We start from the raw sequence: 20,587 nt of genomic DNA, 5'->3' as shown, positions 1-20,587 counted from the left end.
CCGCCCGGCAACCCCGCCGTGGGAATGGTCGACCTCGTCGCGAACTGGGTCCGACGACGACCGGACTCCCAAGCCGTGCGGGAGCCGCTGGGCGGAGCAGTTCTCACCTACCGTGAACTCTGGGAGAAGTCCGCGTGGCTGTCCGCGCACCTGGCCGGCGCCGGGGTGCGAAAAGGGGATCTCGTCGCCGTCAGCCTGCCGCGCTCCGCCGACCTGGTCGTGGCCCTGCTCGGCATCCTTCGCGCCGGAGCGGCGTACCTGCCGCTGGACACCTTCGCGCCGAGCGACCGCATCCGCGGAATCCTCCAGGACTCGGGCGTGAAAAATGTCGTCTGCGCCGAATCGGACGACCGTGCCGGATCATGGCCCGTGCGATCCCTGGGCATCCCCGACCGGCTACCCGCCGGGCAGGTGCCGACCGGGTCGGCCGCAGGTGACGACACCATCTACGTCACCTACACGTCCGGATCCACAGGACGTCCAAAAGGGGTGGTCATCCCCCACCGGGGTGTGGTCCGACTGGTCGTGTCGCCGAACTTCTGCACGATCGAACCGGGCGATCGGATCGCGAGCACCTGCAACCCCGCGTTCGACGGGACCACCTGGGAGATCTGGGGCGCCCTGGCCTCAGGGGCGACCGTGGTGCCGTTCCCCCAGCTCACCAGCATGACCATGGACGACTGGCTCCGTCTTCTCGGCGACGAGGCCATCACGTCGATGCTCCTGACCACCTCGCTGTTCCACTCCGTGGCCCGGGAGCGGCCGGATGCGTTCCACACGGTGAAGAACCTGCTGGTCGGAGGCGAACAACTCGACGTCGCGACGGTGCGCAGGGTCCTCGAAACGCGGCCTCCCGCTCGCCTGGTCAACTGCTACGGCCCGACCGAGGGTTCGGCGATAGCGTCCTTTTTCGAGTGCACTGCGGAGAGCCTCGCAGGCGTTGGCCGGGTGCCCATCGGGTACGCGCTGCAGGAAACCGACCTGCTCGTCCTCGACGAGCACTTGCGGGAGGTTCCGCAGGGTGGCGTCGGTGAGCTCTGCCTGGGTGGGCCGGGAGTCGCTTCGGGTTACCTCGGCGCTCCCGATCTCACCGCCGATCGGTTCGTCATCGAGCCGACCAGGGGTGCCCGGGTGTACCGGACCGGCGACTTGGTCAAGAGGCTGTCGACCGGCGCGCTCGAGATGGTCGGCCGCCGGGACCGCCAGGTCAAGCTCCGCGGGTTCCGCATCGAGCTCGAAGAGGTGGAACGGGTCATCGTCGAGTCCGGCGTGGTCGACGCCGCGTTCGTGGAAAAGGTGGGAGATGGTCCGGCCGCGACACTGGTCGGTTTCGTCCTGCCGCGCACGGCCGACACCACGGCCGATGCGCAGGAAGTGCTTTCAACCCTTCCCGCCTTGCTCGCCCGCGACCTTCCGGCGTACATGGTGCCGGCGCGTTGGGTCCTCCTGCCGGAATTGCCGCTGGGCGCAACGGGGAAGGCCGACCGGGGGGCGATGCTGCAGCTCCTCGACCTCGACTCGGCCGATTCGGGGACCAGGCGGCCGGAAGAGCCCTCGGATCCTGTGCACGCGGGCATCCTGACCATCCTGCGGGACTTGCTCGAAACTGCCGAAGTGCCGTCCGGGGCGAACTTCGTCCAGTTGGGCGGGAACTCGATCCTGGCCGTGCGTGTCGCGCACCGGATCCGCGCCACGTGGGACCTGCCGGTCGAGCCCGCGGACGTTCTCGCCGCCGAGACCGTGGGCGACCTGATCGGTCGACTGAAGGACGGGGACAGCTTGAGCAGCACGCCGCGATCCCTGCCGAAATTCTGAAGATCCGCAAATCCAGGTCCAACGCGACCGCTCACATGGGGGACTCGGGATGAGTACGCTCATCGATCCACAGCGAACACCGGCAACCGAGGCCAGGAGTGTTCCGCTCACCTATACCCAGGAAGCCGTGTGGTTGGCGGACCGCGCCTCGCGATCGAGCGGCCCCGCGTACAACGAGCTCATGGCCTTCCGCCTGACCGGGGACGTGCAGGTGGACGTGCTCGGCCACGCGCTGAACCGGCTGGTCCGGCGTCACGAGGCACTTCGCACGGCCGTGGTGGAGACGACGAGCGGCTTGCGGGCGGTCGTCCGTGCCGATGTGCGGGATTTTTTCGAGGTCGTCGATCTCCGGGGTCACGGCACCGAGGCCCTCTCGCAGGCCCGGGAGCTGATCGCGGAAAATTACGCACGGCCGTTCGACCTCGCCGAGGGCGAGGTGCTGCGGGCTCTCGTCGTACTCGTCGACGACGGGGCGGTGGTCGGGTTGACCATCCACCACATCGCCACCGACGGCTGGAGTTTTTCGGTCGTTGTCGACGAACTCGGCCAGGACTACCGGGCGATGGTCGGGTCGGGGGAGTTCGCGTCCCCGGAGGAGCCGGCGGTCACCTACACCGACTACGCGGTGGCGCTGCGGCGGGATTTCGAGCAGGGTGTCTTCACGGCAAGGATCGACCAGCAGCGCGACCTTCTCCTGGACGGACCGGAACTTCTCCGGCTGCCCCTCGACCACCCGCGGCCGCCTCAGCAGACGTTCGCAGGCTCGACCTGTTCGGTCCACGTACCGAAGTCCGATGTCGCAGCACTGTTGGCGAAGTGTCGCGCATCTTACCGGAGCACCGAGTTCACCGTGTTCCTCGCGGCATACGCGGTTCTGCTCAACCGCTACACGGGTCAGGACTCCTTGAGCATCGGCAGCACGTTGCTCAACCGGGACGACGAGGACCTCCTGAACGTTGTCGGGTGCTTCGTCAACACGACCGCGTTGGTACTGGGGATCGAGGACCGCATGACGTTCCCCGCTCTCCTCGACCGCGTCGCGGACGTCACGCACAAAACTCTGCGCAATGGTGCCGCCCCCTACCCGAAGGTGCTGGAGAGCCTGGACGTCAAGCGCGACCCCAGCTACCACCCGGTTTTCCAGACCATGTTCACAATGCTGGGCGGACAAGCGCTCCTCGACCTCGGCAGTGGCACGACCTGCTCACTCTTCCCGGTCACCCGCAGAGCCGCCAAGTACGACGTCCTCTTCTACGTCCGAGAGCACGACGACACCTACGAGTTCGAGGTCGAGTTCAACACGGACCTCTTCGAGCAGGACACCATCCGACGGATGCTGGGGCACTACACCCATCTGCTCGGTGAGCTGGCGATGAACACCGAGAGCGAGGTCTCCCGCCTCGGCCTTCTCCCGCTCGACGAACGGCAGGAGATCCTGCTCCGGTCACGAGGCGATCAGGTCGACTACCCGCAGTCGACAGTCGTCGATGCGTTCGAAGCCCGAGCTGCCCGGACTCCGGACGCGGTCGCCGTGGAGTTCCTCGATGCGACGATGACGTACGACGAGCTGAACAGACTCGCCAATCAGGTCGCCCGATCGCTGCGCGCACGCGACCAGTCGGGTGCTTCGCCGTTCGTCGGGGTCTACATGGAGCGCTCGTCGGAGATGGTTGTTGCGCTGGTCGCCATCGTCAAGGCGGGCTTGGCGTATGTCCCCATCGATCCCGAGTACCCGGCCGACCGGACGCGGTACATGATCGAGAACGCGAATCTCGGATTGATCATGACCCAGGAGCGGTACCGTCGAGAACTGGCGGGGGGCGAGTACGAGGTAGCCGTGCTGTCCGTGACGGAAGCGCGTGCCGAGGAGGACACCGACCTCACCCGTCGGCTCTCGCCGGACTTCCCCGTGTACATGATCTACACCTCCGGGTCGACCGGGCGCCCGAAAGGCGTCGTCAACCGGCACGTGTCGCTGTTCAACCGGCTGTGCTGGATGCAGTCGGAATATCGGCTGGACGCGACCGACCGTGTCCTGCAAAAAACGCCCTTCAGCTTCGACGTCTCGGTGTGGGAGTTCTTCTGGCCACTCATGTCCGGGGCCCGGATCGTCGTCGCCGAACCCGGTGGACACCGTGACGCCGACTACCTCAAGCGCCTGATCAGGGATCGCCGGATCACCACGGCGCACTTCGTGCCCTCGATGCTCAGCGTCTTCCTCGACGAGGAGGACCTGGGCGACTTCGGCGGCTCGCTGCGCCGGGTGATCTGCAGCGGTGAGGCCCTGCCGTACAAGACCGTCGAGGACTTCCACGACAAGCTGGACTGCGAGCTGCACAACCTCTACGGTCCGACCGAGGCCGCCATCGACGTGTCGTACTGGCCGTGCGCACGGGACTACCCCGGCCAGGTCGTGCCCATCGGTCGGCCGATCGCGAACGTGCAGCTGTACGTGGTCGACAAGCACTTGGAGCTTCAGCCCACCGGGGTGCCCGGCGAGCTGTGCATCGGTGGCGTGGGCCTGGCCACGGGGTACCACGATCAACCCGAGTTGACCCGGAAGTCGTTCGTGGCGAACCCGTTCTCGAACGGATCGACGGCACGGCTGTACCGGACCGGCGACCTCGCGAGATACCTCGCCGATGGACAGCTCCAGTACCTCGGACGCATCGACAGCCAGGTGAAGATCCGCGGCTTCCGGATCGAACTCGACGAGGTCGGTGCGGCGATGATGGACGTGCCGATCGTCAAGGAAGCGGCGGTCGTCGTCCGCGAGACGCCGACGAGCAAGATCCTGGTCGGCTACGTCGTCGCACCGGAGTTCGACCGGGCGGTCATCAGGGAGCACCTGGCGAAGCGGCTCCCGGAATTCATGATCCCACAGGTGATCGTCGAGCTCCCGGCCCTGCCCACCACGGCCAACGGGAAGCTGGACCGCAGGTCCCTCCCGGACCCGCTCGCCGACTCCGATCGCGCCGAGGAACCCGGTGCTGCGACATCGCCCGAACAGGCACTGCTCGCACAGGTCTGGGCCGAAGTCCTCGGACTGAACCGCGTCGGCGTCGACGCGAACTTCTTCAACCACGGCGGGGACTCCATCCAGAGCGTCCGGGTGGCCGCCCGGCTCCGGGAGTCGGGCTACGCGGTGGAGGTGCAGGACATCTTCGCCCGACCGACGATCCGCGAGCTCGCGGAGTTGATGGTGTCGCGGCGAGCAGAGGCACCGGCCGGCGCCACCGGGGTCCCGTTCTCCCTGGTCGACCCGGCGGACAGGCGGGTGCTCGGCGGTGCCGCGGAGGATGCCTGGCCGTTGACGACGCTGCAGGCCGGGATGATCTACCACTCGATGCTGCACGAGGAATCCTCGGTGTACCACGACGTCTTCGACTACGAAGTCGACGCGAAGGTGCACGTCGGATGTGTGGACGACGCGTTCCAGGTGATCGTCGCGCGGCACCCGCAACTCCGCTCGACGTTCGACCTCGACGGTTGCGGCGAACCACTGCAGGTCGTTCGACCCACGTCGGAGATCCCTGTCGGGATCGTGGACCTCACGCACTTGGCGCGGCCGGACCAGTCCGGGATCATCGATCGTTGGGTCGAGGCGGAGCGGCACCGCGCCTTCGACCTGAACGGCGGACGACTTCTCCGCGTCCAGGTGCACGTCCGCTCGGCGGAAGAGATGAACATCGCCGTCTCGTTCCACCACGCCCTGCTCGACGGCTGGAGCGTGGCACTCGTGGTGGAGGAGTTCCTGCGGGTCTACACGGACCTGGTGGACGGCCGCGAGGTCGAGACCACTCCGGAACCCGGGCGATACGGTTCGTACGTCGCCCTCGAACGCGAGGCCGCACGTGACCCGATGCAGGTCGCGTTCTGGTCGCAGGCCCTCGACGGCTTCTCCGCATCTGTGTTGTCGCGGTCGCGCACCGACGAAGCAGCCGATGCGCTGCCGATCCCGGCATCCGTCGACCGTGTCGTGCCACCGGCGTCGGCCGACGCCGTGCGAAGGCTCGCCGGCAGGCTGGGGGTGCCGCAGAAGGCGGTGTACCTGGCGGTGCACATGCGCGTCCTGGGCAGGCTCCTCGACGAACGTCGAGTCGTGTCCGGCATCGTGGCCAACGGCAGGCTCGAGACGCGCGGCGGCGAGGAGATGGTCGGCCTGTTCCTCAACACCCTCCCGTTCCCCGTCGAACTGGGGGAAGAAGCGTGGGACGGGTTCGTGAAGAGGGTATTCGACATCGAGCAGAGCGCCCTCGCCTACCGCCGCTTCCCCTTGTCGGAGATCCAGCGGACGGCGCAGGACGGCGTGTGGTTCGACTCGGTCTTCAACTACACGGATTTCCACGTCTACCAGGGCGGTGACGCCCGAGCGGCCCGGATCAACGGTGCACGCTATTTCGAGCACACGAACTTCCCCATCGTCGTGCACGTCCACCGGGACCACTTCCTCGGACGGATGCGCTTGATCGTCAACTACGACGGCGCGAAGCTCGACGTCCCGTTGGCGGAGCGCTACGTCGCCGAGTACCTCGACGCCGTGGACGACCTGGTGTCGCGCAGCGAGCCCTTTCCGGCGGAGCTCGCCGCGGACTCGGGCGCCCCGGCCGCCCCGCCGGCCGGTGCAGGGCCCCGCTCGGAACTGGAGAAGACGATCGCCGGCGTCATCGCGAAGACGATCGGGGTGGAGGTTCTCGGCAGCGACCAGAATTTCCTCCAACTGGGCGTCGACTCCATCACCGCGATCCGGGTGGTGTCCGCGTTCAAGAGGCTTCGTCTGGGCCTGACCATGAAGGACCTGTTCGACCACCCGACGGTGAGACGTCTCGCGGCGATCGCGAGCACCAGCCCGCCGGCCGGTGCGCCGTTGGATCGACGCGCGGTGCCGTTCGAGTTGGTGGCACAGTCGGAGCGGTTGTTCCCCGCCGGGGTGGTCGACGCCTACCCGGCGACGGCGATGCAGGTCCGGATGCTTCGCAAGACGGCCGAGGATGCGGCGCAGGCGACCTACCACGACGTCTTCAGCTACCGCCTGGCACTGCCCCTCGACGAGGATCACCTGCGGCTCGCCGTCGATCGGCTCGTGGCAGAGCACGACGTGTTCCGGACCGCGTTCTCGATGCACGACTACTCCGTTCCCATGCAGTTGGTGCATTCAGCGGTGGTTCCCGCCGTGGAGGTGACCGATCTCGGCTCGGTGGACGAGGGCGAGCGGGAGCGGCTGTTCGCGGAGTGGTTCGAGCGTGAGAAGCAGACCGGCTTCGACTGGGCCGATCCGCATCTGGTCCGGTTCTTCGCGCACCGGGGAGGAGCCGGGGAGTTCACGCTGACCGTCAGCTTCCACCACTCGATCCTCGACGGCTGGAGCCTGTCGCTGTTCGTGCGTGACCTGCTGGCGGTCTACGGCGCGCTGCTGGCGGGGCGACCCCGGCCGGTGACCGCTGTCGCGTCGCTCAGGTACCGGGACTACGTGCGGGCCGAGCTCGACTGCCTGCGGTCATCCGCCGCACAGCGGGATTTTTGGGCGGAGAAGCTGGCCGAGCACACGTTCGCCGCCTTACCGAGGCCGGCTACCGCGGGTGCGGTCGACCGTTGGAGCGAGACGAAGCTGTTGATCGGCGAAGCGCGGCAGCGTGAATTGCGGGCGGTGGCGTCCGAGGTCGGCGTCTCGCTGAAGTACGTGATGCTGGCCTGCCACCTGTGCGTCGTGAGCCGGCTCGTGCGGGACCCGGACGTCGTCACGGGGTTGTTCAGCAACGGCAGGCTGGAGGAGGACGACGGGGAGCGGGTGCTCGGGCTGTTCCTGAACTTCCTGCCGTTCCGGCAGCGGGTCGACGCGCGGACGTGGCGCGAGCTCATCAAGGAGACGTTCGACAGCGACCTGGAGATCCTCCCGCATCGACGGTACCCCCTCGCGCGGATCGAGCAGGACCTCGGTCGGGCCACGGTGTTCGAGACGGTCTTCAACTACACGCACTTCACGGCGTACGGCGACGTCGCCCGGCGCCCCGACGGCACCGGCGTGGTCGAGGACGTGAAGTGGTTCGAACACGTCGACGCTCCGCTGCTCACGAACGTCGGTCATGACATCGCGCAGGCTCGCGTGGTCATCACCCTCAACGCGAATTCGAAGGTCGTTCCGCAGGATCGGCTCGATGAGATCGGCAGGCTGTACGACACGGTCCTGGCCCACCTCGTGGATCACGTGGACGAGCTCGCCGTCGACAGCCTGCCACCCGGCGAGTGAAGACCTGCGGCGGACCTGATCGTCCAGGCGCCGCCTTCGACGACGAAGAGGAGGTCGCTCGATGAAGAGCCCGAGGAACCCCGGCACGGTGCACGCACCTCTGGGCGGTTACACCCACCAGATCGAGGTCACGGGTCCGCACCGTTGGTTGGTCCTCGCCGGGCAGGTCGGTGTCGGCCTGGACGGGGAAGTGCCGGAAGATCCGATCGAGCAGTTCGCGGTGGCCCTCGAAAATCTCCGCCGGAACCTCGAAGCGGCCGGTATGACCGTCGCCGACCTCGTGAAGATCACCGTCTACCTGGTCGGCGAGCTGGACTTCAGGGAGCTGGTGGGCGTACTCGGGGAATGGCTGGGCGCCAACGAGCCGCCGATGATCATCCTGTACGTGGCGGGCCTCGCCAACGCCGCACTGCGCGTGGAGGTGGACGCGTGGGCCTGCCGCTCGGACGCGGCCGGTCACGACGCGCAGCAATGAGCCGCACCTGGTCGACCCACGACATGCCGAACAGTGCACGGAGAGGGAAGAAATGATCGTACTGCCCGAGTCCGGTGTCCGGACTTACGAACAATCGGACGGCTACGTGACGCACTACCGCCTCTGGGGCGCACCGGAAGGCGACGATGTGGTCGTGGTCCTGCACGGCGGGGTGAGCCACTCGGGATGGCAGGCGCCGCTCGCCGAGGCCGTCGTCGAGAACTCGGAGGTGTCCTTCATCGCTCCGGACCGGCGCGGTTCCGGCCTCAACACGGTGGACCGGGGACATCTGGAGTCCACCGAGCGCGTCATCGGTGACGTCGTCGAGTTCGTCCGATCGCTCAAGGGGTCGTTCCGGCGCGTGCACCTGGCGGGGTGGTGCTTCGGCGGGCAGGTGGCGTCCGTGGCCGCTGCGCAGGTGGCCGACGAGGACGTGGTCTCGTCCTTGACCCTGATCGCTCCGGGCTTCTACTTCAACGAGAGGTACGGGGACGTCCTGCGGCTGTCCGTCGAGTCGGCCCTGGAGGTCGTCCGGGAGTTCGGTCTGGTGCCCGAGCCGACGCGGGCGTTCATCACGGTGCCGCTGCAGCCGACCGACTTCACGTCACGGCCGGACTGGCAGGAGTTCGTCGTCGACGACGGGCTGCGCCTCGTCAAGGTGACGGAGGGGATGGTCGAAGTGTGCGGGGAGATCGCGGCGCGGGCGGTGCAGGAGTTCTCCCGCACCGGTGACGTGCCGGTCCTCGTCGTGTTCGGCACGCAGGACAGGTTGGTCGACGTCGAACGGGTGCGGGAGTTCGTGGTCGCCGGCAAGGCACCCGCGGTGGAGAACCTCAGGACCGGTCACGCCGTCCACTTCGAGGAGCCGGGTCGGCTGGCGGAGATCATCCTGGCGTTCCTGCCCGGAGTGCGCTCGCAACCCGCAGGGGCAGCCGCGAGCACGGCGGCGGACGCGCACGCCGGACGTCCGAGGTAGGTGTCGGATGCAGTCGGGACTCGCCGGGAAGACGGCCCTCGTCACCGGGGCGTCGAGGGGGATCGGGCGCGCCATCGCCGAGGCGTTCGCCGCCGAGGGCTGCAACGTCGTCATCGTGTCCCGACGTCAGGAGTCGCTTGACCGGGTTGCGGCCTCGATCCGTGACGCCAACCCGCACATCGGCGTGTTGGCGAAGGCGGCGCACGTGGGGGAACAGGAGCAGGTGTGCGAGTGCGTCGCCGCGGCGACGGCCGAGTTCGGGTCGATCGACATCCTGGTGAACAACGCCGGCACGAACCCTTATGTCGGACCCCTGGTCGATCTCGACGTACCGCGGGCCGCGAAGATCGTGCAGGTCAACCAGTTGTCGATCGTGTTGTGGACCCAGGCGGTCTGGCATGCGTCGATGGCGGTGGCGGGCGGCAACGTGATCAACATTTCTTCGGTGGGCGGCTACGCGACCGAGCCGGGGATCGGCTACTACAACTCGGCGAAGGCCGCCGGCATCTCCCTGACGAAGAGCTTCGCCGCGGAACTCGCGCCACGAGTGCGTGTCAACGGGATCGCGCCGGGTGTCGTCCGGACGCGGATGGCGCAGGTGCTGCTCGAAGGTCACGAAGAGGAACTCGAGAAGCTGATCCCGCTGGGTCGGATCGGTGAGCCCTCGGACATCGCCGGCGTCGCCGTGTTCCTGGCGGGCGAGACGTCGTCCTGGATGACCGGGCAGACCATCGTCGTCGACGGCGGCGCACTGGCCGCCCCCTGACGACCGGGATCGGTGTCGAAGCGGCACGGACCACCGTGCTCGACAATGCGAGAGGAAGTTGTGATGACGCGCGAGGTGGTACACGAACCGCTCGCCGTGCCGACCATGGCACTCCTCGCCTCTGCCGCGGGGGCGAAGCACGGAACGCGAACCGCGATTCGGTTCAAGCGCAACGGCGAATGGCTCGAACGGACCTACACCGACATGGCCGCGGATGTGCGCCACTTCGCCCGCGGCCTGCTGGCCCTGGGCGTGGCGGCCGGCGAGCACATCGCGATATGCGCTGAAACCCGCGCCGAGTGGACGGTCTGCGATCTCGCCATAGCCGAGGTCGGCGCGGTGAGCGTTCCCGTCTACCCGACCAACTCGGCGGCCGAGTACGAGTGGATACTGCAGGACGCGGACGTGCGGGTGGCGATCTGCGGAAATGTCCAGGAGCTCGCGAAGGTCACCGCCCTGAAGCCAGGACTCCGGCACCTGGACCACGTGATCTCGATCGATCCGGCCACGAGCCCGGAACCGGTCGCGATGACGATGGCCGACGTCGTCGAGAGGGGGCGGCAGGTACCGGCCGAGGATGTGGAACGACGTGCGCGGGCTGTCACCCCCGAGCGGATCGCGACGATCGTCTACACCTCCGGGAGCACGGGCAACCCCAAGGGATGCCTGTTGAGTCACGGCAACTGGCGCGCAGCGCTCGACGCGGACCAGATCAACCTTTCGCCGACGCCGGACGACGTGACCTACCTGTACCTGCCGTTGTCCCACCTGATCGCCCGCGCGGTGCAGTTCCTCAGCTTCGAGAACGGCGCGACCCTCGCGTACTTCGGCGGGAACACCAGCCGGATCGCGGAAGAGCTGCCGGACGTCCGCCCGACCATCCTCCCGTCCGTGCCGCGGTTGTTCGAGAAAATCTACGGTGCCGTGTCGGGCCTGGTCGGGACGCAGTCGGAGAAGGCGGTGTCGGCGCACGTGCAGGGCCGGTTCGGCAATCGACTGAGGATGGCCATCACGGGTGGCGCGCCGATCGCCCCGGAGATCCTGAACTTCTTCTCCGGGCACGGGGTCCCGATCTTCGAGGGGTACGGGATGACCGAGACGACGGCGGTCATCTCGATGAACAGGGAGGAGGCTTGCAGGATCGGGACGGTCGGTCGTCCGGATGCGGGCGTCGAGGTGCGGATCGCCGAGGACGGCGAAGTCCTCGTCCGGGGGGCGAACGTGTTCGTCGGCTACCACCGCAACCCGGAGGCCACGGCGGAGGTCGTCGACAACGGCTGGCTCCGCACCGGTGACCTCGGATCGCTCGACACCGAGGGCTTCCTGACCATCACCGGCCGGAAGAAGGAGGTCATCATCACGTCAGGCGGCGACAACCTGACGCCCGCCAACCTGGAGAACGAACTGCGGCGCTGTCGCTGGATCGCCGAGGCGGTGTTGATCGGCGACCAGCGACCGTACCCGGTCGCGTTGATCACCCTGGACCCGGCGGAGATCTTCCCGTGGGCGCAGGAGAAGCAACTCCCGGCGGATCTCGCCGTGCTCGCCGTCAACCAGGATGTCCGCGACCTGATCCGGGACGAAGTGGACCGGGTCAACTCGGCGTTCGCCCCGACCGCACGGGTCCGGCGGTTCGAAATCCTGGCGAAGTCGCTGTCGGTGGCCGACGGCGAACTGACCGCCACCCTGAAGGTGAGGCGCCCCGCGGTCGCGGAACGCTACTCCGATGTCATCGACGAGATCTACGCCCGACCTTCCTGAGGATGCGGCAGGACGCCGGTGAGCTGTGCTGAGCGATGGTGCCCGGTCCGGCATCCCCGCCCTCGCCGCGCACACCTGCCTCAACCAGCACTGTTGCTGTGACCGGCTGAACTCGAGGTCGGCGCTTGTGCCCGGGCTGTGGTGCGGTCGAGCTCGTCGAGCTGGTGCCGAATGCGCTCGGCGTCACCGCCTCGTTCCTGTGCCCGGTACAGCTCCAGTGCCTCCCGCCACGCCGCACGGGCTTCTTCGCGACGCCCCAGGGCGGTGTGGGTGTGGCCGAGCCGGTCGAGGGTGGCGGCCTCGTCGTAAGGACTGTCGAGGTCGCGGAACAGGGCGAGGGCGCGGCGGTAGTGCTCCAGGGCTCCGACGTGGTCGCCGGTGCGGTGCGCGATGAACCCCAGGCTGTCCAGGGAATCGGCCTCGCATTCGTGGTCGTCGACGCGGTGGGCCAGGTGCAGGGCGGCCTCGCAGGAGGCGCGAGCCGCCTCGTGGTCGCCGAGGTGCGTCTGCATCCAGCCCACCGTGTTGAGCACCATGCTTTCCACCACCGGGTTGTCCAACTCCGAGCACAACCGAAGGGCACGGGTGGCGTGCTCCAGCGCCCGCTGGTGGTCGCCCCGCTTCTCGCAGGCCCGGGAGAGGGTGTACTGGGCGCGGACCTGGGCATCGCGGTCGCCGGTGTGCTCGGCCAGCCTCAGGGCGTGGGTCAGGTGCTCCGCGGCCTCGTCGTGCGCCCCGATGTGACCGGCCGCGTCACCCAGCAGGCGGTGGGCCAGGCTGCGGACGGCCGGGTCGTCGTCGCGGTCGGCGGCGGCCACTCCCCGCCGCCACATCACGACCGCGTCGTGGAGGTACCCGTGCCGCACTTGGAAGGTGTCCAGGCACCAGGCCAGCTGCCAGACCTGCGCAGCCCAGTCGTGGTCGGCGGCGAGGCGCTGGGCGGCCAGCAGCGAGGTGTGCTCGTCGGCGAACCACCGCAGCGCCGCGGCCTGGTCGTCCAAGGGCTGGGGACGGCAGCCGGAGACGGGAGCGGCGAGCCTGGTCGGTGCGCGGTTCGGGTCCAGCAGCCGATCCGCGGCGTGGGCGGTGTGGAGGTAGAAGTCCACCACCCGACGCAGTGCCGCCTGCCGCGACGACTCGGCCAGCTCGTGGGCGAGGGTGGTGGCGTAGTCGCGGATGAGGTCGTGCATGGCGTAGCGGCCGTGGGCGCGCCTGTCGACGAGAGAGGCGCCTTCCAAGGCGTTGAGCGCCTTGCGCGTTTGTTCCGCCGACAGGCCGGTGAGGGAAACCGCGGCAGGCAGGCCGATGTCCGGGCCGGGAGCGACGCCCAGCAGTGCGAACACCTCCTGTTGCCCGGCGGTCAGGCCGCGCAGGGACCACGACAGCACGGCGGGCAGGCTGGCCGCGGGATCGTCGTCGTCCAGCAGCTCCAGACCCAGTTCGCGCAGCTCCGCGACGAGTTCGGCGAGCGGGACCCGCGGGTGCAGGCGGGCATGGCGGGCGATGATCGCCAACGCCAGCGGGTAGTGCCAGCACAGCTGGACCAGTTCGTCGGTCGCCTCGGGTTCGGCGGCCACCCGCTGCTCGCCGAGGCGCTCGACCAGGAGGGTACGGGCCTCTTCCCCGGACAAGGTGTCCAGTTGCAGGTGGCGGGCGCCGTGCCGGTCGATCAGCGAGGCCAGCTTGGTGCGGCTGGTGACCAGGACGGCGCACGCGGGGGTGCCGGGGAGCAACGGGGTGACCTGGTCGGTGGTGGCGGCGTTGTCCAGCACGATCAGCATTCGCCTGTCGGCGATCAGGCTGCGGTACAGCGCCGTCTGCCCGTCGAGGTCGGCGGGCAGGCTGCCCGGGGCGACACCGAGTGCGTCGAGGAAGCCGCGCACCGCCACCACGGGGTCGAGGGGCCGGCTGTCGGGGCTGAAACCGCGCAGGTCGACGAACAACTGCCCGTCGGGGAACCGGTCGGCGTGGCGGTGAGCCCAGTGCAGCGCCAGCCAGGTCTTGCCGATGCCGCCCGCGCCGGCGAGGGCGGAGATCACCACCACGCCGGCCGGGTCCGAGGTGTCGGGCGCCGAGGTGTTCAGCGCGGTGTCGAGCCGGTCGAGTTCGTCGCGGCGGCCGACGAACGCCGCCGGCGGAGCGGGTAACTGGCGCGGCACCACCGCCGGAAGGGCGCTCTCCGCAGCCGCGGGCACGGTCGGGCCGGTCAGGGTGGGGTCGACGGTGAGGATGCGCCGGTGCAGTTGCTGCAGTGCCGGGCCGGGATCGATGCCCAGTTCCTCGGCCAGCCGTCGCCGGGTGTGCTGGTAGTGCTCCAGCGCGTCGGCCTGGCGGCCGCAGCGGTACAGCGCGAGCACCAGCTGCCCGGCCAGGCGTTCGTCCAGGGGGTCCTGGGCGGCCCGAGTGACCAGCTCGGGCAGCAGCTCGCCGTGCCGGCCGCACTCCAGCGCCCAATCGGTCCGGTCGGCTCGGGCCGCGGCCTGTTCCCGGCGCAGGTGCTCCCGCGTGGTCTGGGCCCATGCGGTGTCCAGCCCGGCCAGCGGCTCGCCCCGCCACAGCGCCAGCGCTTGGTCGACCAGCGCCAGGGCGCCGCGCGGATCGTCGCTGTCGCGGGCCTGGGCGAGCAGGTGGCGGAAGCGGTGCAGGTCCACGCTGCCCGGGACGGCGGTCAACTGGTAGCCGGTGTCACTCCACGTGATCGTCATCCCGGTGCCGTCCAGTGCCCGGCGCAGGTTGGACACGTAGGTCCGCAGCACCGACCGTGCCCGGGCCGGCGCGTGCCCGCCCCACACCCCCTCGGTCAAGCGGTCCACCGACACCGCGCGGTCGGCCTCGGTCAACAGCACCGCCAGCACCGCTTTCTGCTTGGCGTGCCCGAGCGGCACCGGCACGGAGTTCCACCGGACTTCCAGGTTGCCCAGCACGCAGGCCGCGACCTCCGGTGGTGCGCCTTGCTCGCCGTCGCCTACCACCAGTCCTGTGTACCGAACACGACCAGGCGGTTCAATGCGAGTCGAGTGCGTGTCGAATTCCGCATCACGACAGCGGCTCCCACGGCCGGTCCGAGCCGGGACGGTCGGAGGTCGCGAACCGCCACCGGTGCCCGACCCCGACGGAGGAAAGCGAGAGACCGTCACCAAGACTTGGTGCACCGGGCTGCCGAACTCCGCGGGCGCGCCCGCCTCCGACAGCCACAGCCGCACCCCGTGCCGCTCGCACTCCCCCACCAGCGCATCGAGCCCGCGGCCACGATCACCCCGCGGCCGGCCACCGGCCTGGCCGAGGTCTCGCGCTGCCGCCCTTCGGGCGTACCCGGGATGGCGGGCGGCGCAGCCGGCCATCCAGCGCCACCCGCTCTGTCGACGTGCTCGTCACGATGACCGTCCTCGGTCGTCCGGGGTTCGCCACGGCGACACGGACGAGCACCGGCTACGACAAGAGAGCAACAGATTCACTCGAATGCCGCACCCTTGAGCTTCCCCCGGTAGCCGGTGGTTTTCCAGACGTGGTCCGACAGGGCCTGGAGGGAGTCGTCCGTGGCACGAACACCAGGGGGTGAAGATCCTGGAAGGCGCGTTGACACGGGCGGCCGGCGACGAACCGAAGCTCCAGGCGGTGCGCGAGTACCGCGACGAACTCGTCGAACGGATCAAGGGGTCGAAGCCGCGTCCGGGCGCTTGAGCGCGACCCTGACCACCTCCGGGTCGTAGATCGTCCAGAACGGGGGAAGTGAGGCGCGCAGGAAGCCGCCGTGACGGACGTGACCGCGTTGCGGACCCGGCCGGGCTCGCAACGCTTCGCGTGTCGCGTCCCACGTGTACGTTCGCCTGTCGCGGGGCACCCGGACCGGTGTCGACCTCGTGAAGGCGGTTCGGGTGGATCCAGGGCGTGACAGGCTTCGTGTGGCAGTGGTCGTCCACCCGGTCGCCGTGGTGGATCACCCCGGGTTCCGGGACCTGGTATCCCGTACCGCCCGCGACCGCGGCTGGTGCGAGCCGCGGTGGTTCGAGACCACCCGTGACGATGCCGGGACAGGGGTGACGGCACTCGCCCTGCGCGACCACCCGCGGCTGGTCCTGGCGTGTGGTGGGGACGGCACGGTGAACGCGGTGGCCGCCGGGTTGGCGCACACCGGCGTGGCGATGGGAATCGTGCCGATCGGCACGGGCAACCTCGTGGCCCGGAACCTGGGGATCGGCAGCGGGGTGCAAGACGCCGTCACGTCGGCGTTCGACGGGGTGGACCGCCGCGTCGACATGGGTCTGCTGGACGGCCGCCCTTTCGTCGGCATGGGCGGCATCGGTCTGGACGCGGAGATGGTCCGCGACACCTCGCCCAGGATGAAACGCATCCTGGGATGGCCCGCATACCTACCGGCGGTCCTCAAGGGCCTGAGGTCGGGCGCCGGCAGGGTGACCGTCCGGTTGGACGACGGCCCCTGGCTGACCCGCCGCGTCCTGGGCGCGGTCGTCGGCAACATAGGCGCCTTGCAGGGCGGGGTTTCCCTCCTGCCGCAGGCGGATCCCGCCGACGGGCTCCTGGACCTGGCCTTGCTGCGTAACGTGCACACCAGGGGTTGGCTCGTCACGGCGGGACGCCTGATCGGTTCCCGCCGGGTGGACGGACCGGCGGTGGAGCGGTTCCGGTTCCGACGCCTGGAGCTGCGCAGCAGCCGCACCAAACCGTTCGAGGTCGACGGAGAAGTCTGCGGAACAACCAGGTCGCTGAAGGTCGAGGTGGACCCCGGAGCGCTCGTCGTCAAGGTGCCGACGTGAACTCGACGATCCCCGTCCGCTCGAAAGCCGTCGTCGATCGCCGGCTGCGATCAACACTCCGGGTGACCGCGAGAGCGCTGGCGCGGTTGCCGCGCGAGCATGACGACCTGCACGCGGCGAGCATGGTCGGAACCGAGGATGCCTCACTCCCCTGCCCGGACCGGCACAGCACCAGCGACGGCCGGCAGGTGACCGCCGCCACGGTTGCCCGTCGCGCGAGGGCGCACCGATCCTGCCGGGGGCTGCGCTGCTCCGTGATGAGCTCTTGGCAGGAGTTGGGAGACGGGTTCAGGACAGCGACCGCAGGCGTTGCGCCTTTGCCGGCCCGTCGATGTGACCGGCGGTGATCGCCGGGCTGGCGGCGCTCGACTCCCTCAACCCCGCCACGATCGCCGGCGTGACCCTGATCCTGCTCGCCCCGTTGCGCCGTCCGGAACTGACGGCGCTGGCCTACGTGAGCGGCGCGTATCCCGTGGTGCTCGCGGTGGGGACCGCGCTGTTCGTCGGAAGCGGCGAACTCGGTGGGGTCGTACAGGACGCGGGGGCATGGGCGCGCCACCACACCGGGATGCCCCCGTGTGAAGGACATCGAAGTCGAGCAGAAGTACGCACTGCCCGACGCCCCCGCCCTCGTCGACCGGCTCACCGCGTCGGCCACCACCACGGTCAGACCAGCCGACCGCAGAGCCGCGCTGCACCTCGACACGTCGCCGGCCAGTCCTCGGCCGCCTCGTCAACGGGTAAGAACCCATGTCGCCTGACCCGCCGGGCAGACCGTTCCCACGGCCGGACCCCGTGGCCGACGTCTGGCACCCCACAGGCATCGCCCGCCTTCACGATCGCGCCCTCATCGACTGACCGAGGAGCGCTCGGCCGACAACCACAAGGCGAGTTGCGTGGCACTCCTCAGCAGGGGGTGGGAACCGAGCCGGTCAGACCGCGTAGGTAGCGGGCCGTATTCGCCTCGTCGAGGGCGCCGTTGGCGGAGCACAGCGCGTCTGCGGCAGCGGCGACATCGATCCGCCACAGCGTCATCCCGCTCTCCGCGTCCCTTACGAGGATCCCGTTGGCGGGCGTCGGTTTCAGCGGCACGGTGTCCGGGCAGGTCGCCTGTTCGGGGACAGGTCGCCGGTGCCACGCCGCCCCCTGCACACCCTCCGCGACATCCCACGAGATCACGCCGCCGGACCTGCAATCCGCTTGGACTACCGTGTCACCATCGGAGGTGAAGGCGATCCAGCCGTACGCGTCCCCGCCTCGGAGGTACCGGCGTTCCTCCGGATGGGTGAGATCTACCAGGACAACCCGCCCGTCGATGTCGGCGATTCCCAGGGTGGCCCCGTCCTCGGTGATCGCCAGGGCTCGAGCAATGACCGGTTCGGAGACGCGCACCGGATCGACGTAGCGATGGCCATCCCAACGCCAGATCTCGACAACCGAGCCACCCTCGCTGACTCTGGCGGAGACGGATCTGAGCGAAAGAGCGAGGAAGCGGCCGTCGGAGGTGGTGACGAACCCACCGCCAGTGGACTCCCTCACCGGGAAGACCTGCACGACCTCGCCTGTCGCGACGTCGAGGAGACCGGGGCCGCCGTCGGACTCGACCAGCAGCCGCGTGCCGTCACCGACGAACGCGACACCCACTGCGCCGTCCAGCACCGCCCCGGGCCATGCCCTCGGCCACCGCGCGATGGCAGCGCCGGTGTCGGCGTCGAGGACGTGAACGGATTCCTCCTCCAGGACGGCGAGCCGCCGCCCATCCGGGCTGAGCGCCATCCTTGGCTCCTCCGGCCACAAGCCGGTCTGGAACTGCCGGCGCGTCTCCAAGGTCGACAGGTCCACGACGTCGATCCCGTCCTTCCGGCCGAACGCCGCCACCGGTGCCCGTGCCGCGACGGCTGCCGACAGGATCGGCCGTGAATTCGGTGTGCTCGCCGGCGACCGGTGGTCGACGGTCGGTGTGGACACCACGACGTCACCGTTCATACTGATCGAGACGACCACGTCACCCGTTCCGGACAGCGCGGAATCCACCGTAGCCGAACGGTGGGTAACCAGGTCGGTGCTGCGGCCGGTCACCGTGTCGACCGCCACGATCCGCGTCCCCGACGTCGCCGCGATGGTCCGGCCGTCAGCAGACACGTCCACCGTGGTGCCCGGGGTCATGCCGGCCAGAGGCACGTCGTCAAGCCGCGCTCCGGTCTCGTGCCACCGCTGGACGACGCCCTCCCCGACCAGGAAGAGTTGGCGCGCATCGTGCGCAACAGCGTGCAATCGCCCCTCGTCCGGGACCACTACCGGATCGCCGGACCAGGAGGCGGTTTCCAGACGCAAGGCGTGGATGCCGTCGGGGAACGACACGTACAAGTACGTGCTGTCGCGGTCGAACTCCACCATCGGCATCGAGGGCGGCGCAGGCCGCGTGGGCACGACCACCTCCTCCCCCGTGTCGACGCGCCAGAGCCGCACCGTCTGCACGTCCGAATCCGAGTCGACGTGCGTCATCCACCGGCCATCGGGAGAAAGATCGAAGTCGTCGACCATGCCGGCACCCGGGACAGTGCGGACGACCTTCCGTTCGGCGGTGTCCCAGACAATGAGGTCGCGGCCGTCGGAGGCGACGAGTACCGACCCGGTGCGGTCGAACGAGAGGCCGTTCCAGGTCATGCCGAACTCCGGCTCCGGCTTGCCGGTGCGCAGCCGTCCCACCTCTCGACGCTCCCGCACGTGCCACATCGTCACCTCCGGGTCACCCTCGTGGGCGAACGCCACGACCGACCCGTCACCGGTGACCGCGACTCGGGATGCCGTGCCGGAGGATGCGTGCATGAAGGTACTGGGCTGGTCACTTCCTCGCCGCGGGTAGGCCAGGATGTGGCGGTTCTCGTCCAGCCTGCGCAGCAGCGCCCCACCCGATTCCGCCGTTCCCGCCACCGCGCGGGATGCCAGCGCCAACTGCGCGGCGAGCTGCGGGTCGGTGGCGGTTCGCACGTCGGACTCGGCGGCCAGTGCGCGGGACAGCGCGACCCGGGCCTGCGCGTCGGCGCGGTCTCGCTGCTCCAGCGCGACGCCGCGCTGCCAGAAGGCGACACCGCCGGCGACCAGCGCGAGGACCAGCAACCCGGACAGCACCGAGACCAGCCGCCGCTGCTGCCGCACGTCCTCGCTGAACAACCGGTCCTTGGCCACGCCGTGGATCGCCGCCGCCACCGCCGCGGCCGAGTCGCGGAAACCCGCGCGCTCGATGCGTTCCCGGTGGCCGCGCAGGTCGATCCACAACGGTTCGGCGTCGAACCACCCGCGCGCCGCCTCGGGCAGCGCGGTGGACCGGTCGTGGTCGAAGTCGCCCGCCGCGTCGTCCCAGACCAGCTCGCCGGCGGTGAGGACGAGGAAGAAGTCGTCGCGCGAGCGCTCCTCGCGCCACAGCGCGACCTCCTTGCCCACCCACGTCGACGCGGCGGACTCGGGCGAGGCCAGCAGCACGAACGTCCGCGACCGCAGCAGCGCGCGCTCGATGGCCGTCCACAGGTTCGGTGCGGCGGCCAACGCCGTGTCGTCGCGGAACACCCGCAACGCCGACATCCGGTACCAGCGTCGCCCCAGCCGGTGCAGCGTGCGCTGGAGCGCCTTGGCGACCGGTCGGTCACCGCGATGGCTGTAGGAGATGAAGCTGTCGTAGTCCGTCCCACTCACCAGGTACCAGTCTCCGCATCGAGGGGTCGACCGAGCCGTCGAGTGTAGGAGACTCCTTCCGATCCCCGCAGCGGTTCAC

General features: G+C 69.3%; 11 protein-coding genes. 9 read left to right on the top strand and 2 right to left on the bottom strand.

Annotated features, from left to right (window positions below):
* The first annotated feature begins 24 nt into the window (after positions 1-24).
* The 6 genes from ACR807_RS09995 to ACR807_RS09970 all read left to right on the top strand — a co-directional run bounded on the left by ACR807_RS09995 (position 25) and on the right by ACR807_RS09970 (position 12,040).
* Positions 25-1,815, top strand: coding sequence for a non-ribosomal peptide synthetase (locus ACR807_RS09995; protein WP_438920953.1), 1,791 nt, complete (start codon positions 25-27; stop codon positions 1,813-1,815).
* A 49-nt stretch (positions 1,816-1,864) separates the two neighbouring features.
* On the top strand, positions 1,865-8,062 hold the full coding sequence (locus ACR807_RS09990) for a non-ribosomal peptide synthetase (protein WP_438920952.1): 6,198 nt from the start codon (positions 1,865-1,867) through the stop codon (positions 8,060-8,062).
* A 61-nt stretch (positions 8,063-8,123) separates the two neighbouring features.
* A complete protein-coding gene (locus ACR807_RS09985) occupies positions 8,124-8,537 on the top strand; it encodes a RidA family protein (RefSeq protein ID WP_438920951.1) in 414 nt (137 codons plus the stop codon).
* 52 nt (positions 8,538-8,589) lie between these two features.
* On the top strand, positions 8,590-9,513 hold the full coding sequence (locus ACR807_RS09980; RefSeq protein WP_438920950.1) for an alpha/beta fold hydrolase: 924 nt from the start codon (positions 8,590-8,592) through the stop codon (positions 9,511-9,513).
* Positions 9,514-9,520: 7 nt separating this feature from the next.
* On the top strand, positions 9,521-10,279 hold the full coding sequence (locus ACR807_RS09975) for an SDR family oxidoreductase (RefSeq protein WP_438920949.1): 759 nt from the start codon (positions 9,521-9,523) through the stop codon (positions 10,277-10,279).
* Between the two features lie 63 nt (positions 10,280-10,342).
* Positions 10,343-12,040 carry an AMP-dependent synthetase/ligase gene (locus tag ACR807_RS09970; protein WP_438920948.1) on the top strand — a complete coding sequence of 566 codons (1,698 nt, stop codon included), beginning with the start codon at positions 10,343-10,345 and terminating at the stop codon, positions 12,038-12,040.
* Between the two features lie 80 nt (positions 12,041-12,120).
* Here the strand turns inward: ACR807_RS09970 and ACR807_RS09965 are convergent, their stop codons facing one another.
* Positions 12,121-15,012 (bottom strand): AfsR/SARP family transcriptional regulator, encoded by a 2,892-nt coding sequence (locus ACR807_RS09965; RefSeq protein ID WP_438920947.1) that lies wholly within the window; start codon positions 15,010-15,012, stop codon positions 12,121-12,123.
* A gap of 583 nt (positions 15,013-15,595) precedes the next feature.
* Between ACR807_RS09965 and ACR807_RS09960 the strand changes: the two genes are divergently transcribed.
* The 3 genes from ACR807_RS09960 (at position 15,596) to ACR807_RS09950 (ending at position 17,576) form a co-directional block, all read left to right on the top strand.
* Complete coding sequence (locus ACR807_RS09960; RefSeq protein ID WP_438920997.1) at positions 15,596-15,721, top strand: hypothetical protein; 126 nt, start codon at positions 15,596-15,598, stop codon at positions 15,719-15,721.
* A 134-nt stretch (positions 15,722-15,855) separates the two neighbouring features.
* Positions 15,856-16,815 (top strand): diacylglycerol/lipid kinase family protein, encoded by a 960-nt coding sequence (locus tag ACR807_RS09955; RefSeq protein WP_438920946.1) that lies wholly within the window; start codon positions 15,856-15,858, stop codon positions 16,813-16,815.
* A 578-nt stretch (positions 16,816-17,393) separates the two neighbouring features.
* Positions 17,394-17,576 carry a hypothetical protein gene (locus ACR807_RS09950; RefSeq protein WP_438920945.1) on the top strand — a complete coding sequence of 61 codons (183 nt, stop codon included), beginning with the start codon at positions 17,394-17,396 and terminating at the stop codon, positions 17,574-17,576.
* Between the two features lie 145 nt (positions 17,577-17,721).
* Here ACR807_RS09950 and ACR807_RS09945 read toward each other — a convergent pair whose 3' ends face one another.
* Positions 17,722-20,508 (bottom strand): toll/interleukin-1 receptor domain-containing protein, encoded by a 2,787-nt coding sequence (locus tag ACR807_RS09945; RefSeq protein ID WP_438920944.1) that lies wholly within the window; start codon positions 20,506-20,508, stop codon positions 17,722-17,724.
* Positions 20,509-20,587 lie beyond the last annotated feature (79 nt).

Source organism: Saccharothrix sabaoui, assembly GCF_051756985.1.
In the GTDB taxonomy this organism is placed as follows: Bacteria; Actinomycetota; Actinomycetes; order Mycobacteriales; family Pseudonocardiaceae; genus Actinosynnema.
Note: the sequence above shows the minus strand (reverse complement) of the source record. Positions and strands in the feature narration are given on the sequence as shown.

Excerpts from the sequence above, each read along its gene's own strand:
- ACR807_RS09995 (WP_438920953.1), top strand. The coding sequence starts at position 25 with ATGGTCGACCTCGTCGCGAACTGGGTCCGACGACGACCGGACTCCCAA.
- ACR807_RS09990 (WP_438920952.1), top strand. The coding sequence starts at position 1,865 with ATGAGTACGCTCATCGATCCACAGCGAACACCGGCAACCGAGGCCAGG.
- ACR807_RS09985 (WP_438920951.1), top strand. The coding sequence starts at position 8,124 with ATGAAGAGCCCGAGGAACCCCGGCACGGTGCACGCACCTCTGGGCGGT.
- ACR807_RS09980 (WP_438920950.1), top strand. The coding sequence starts at position 8,590 with ATGATCGTACTGCCCGAGTCCGGTGTCCGGACTTACGAACAATCGGAC.
- ACR807_RS09975 (WP_438920949.1), top strand. The coding sequence starts at position 9,521 with ATGCAGTCGGGACTCGCCGGGAAGACGGCCCTCGTCACCGGGGCGTCG.
- ACR807_RS09970 (WP_438920948.1), top strand. The coding sequence starts at position 10,343 with ATGACGCGCGAGGTGGTACACGAACCGCTCGCCGTGCCGACCATGGCA.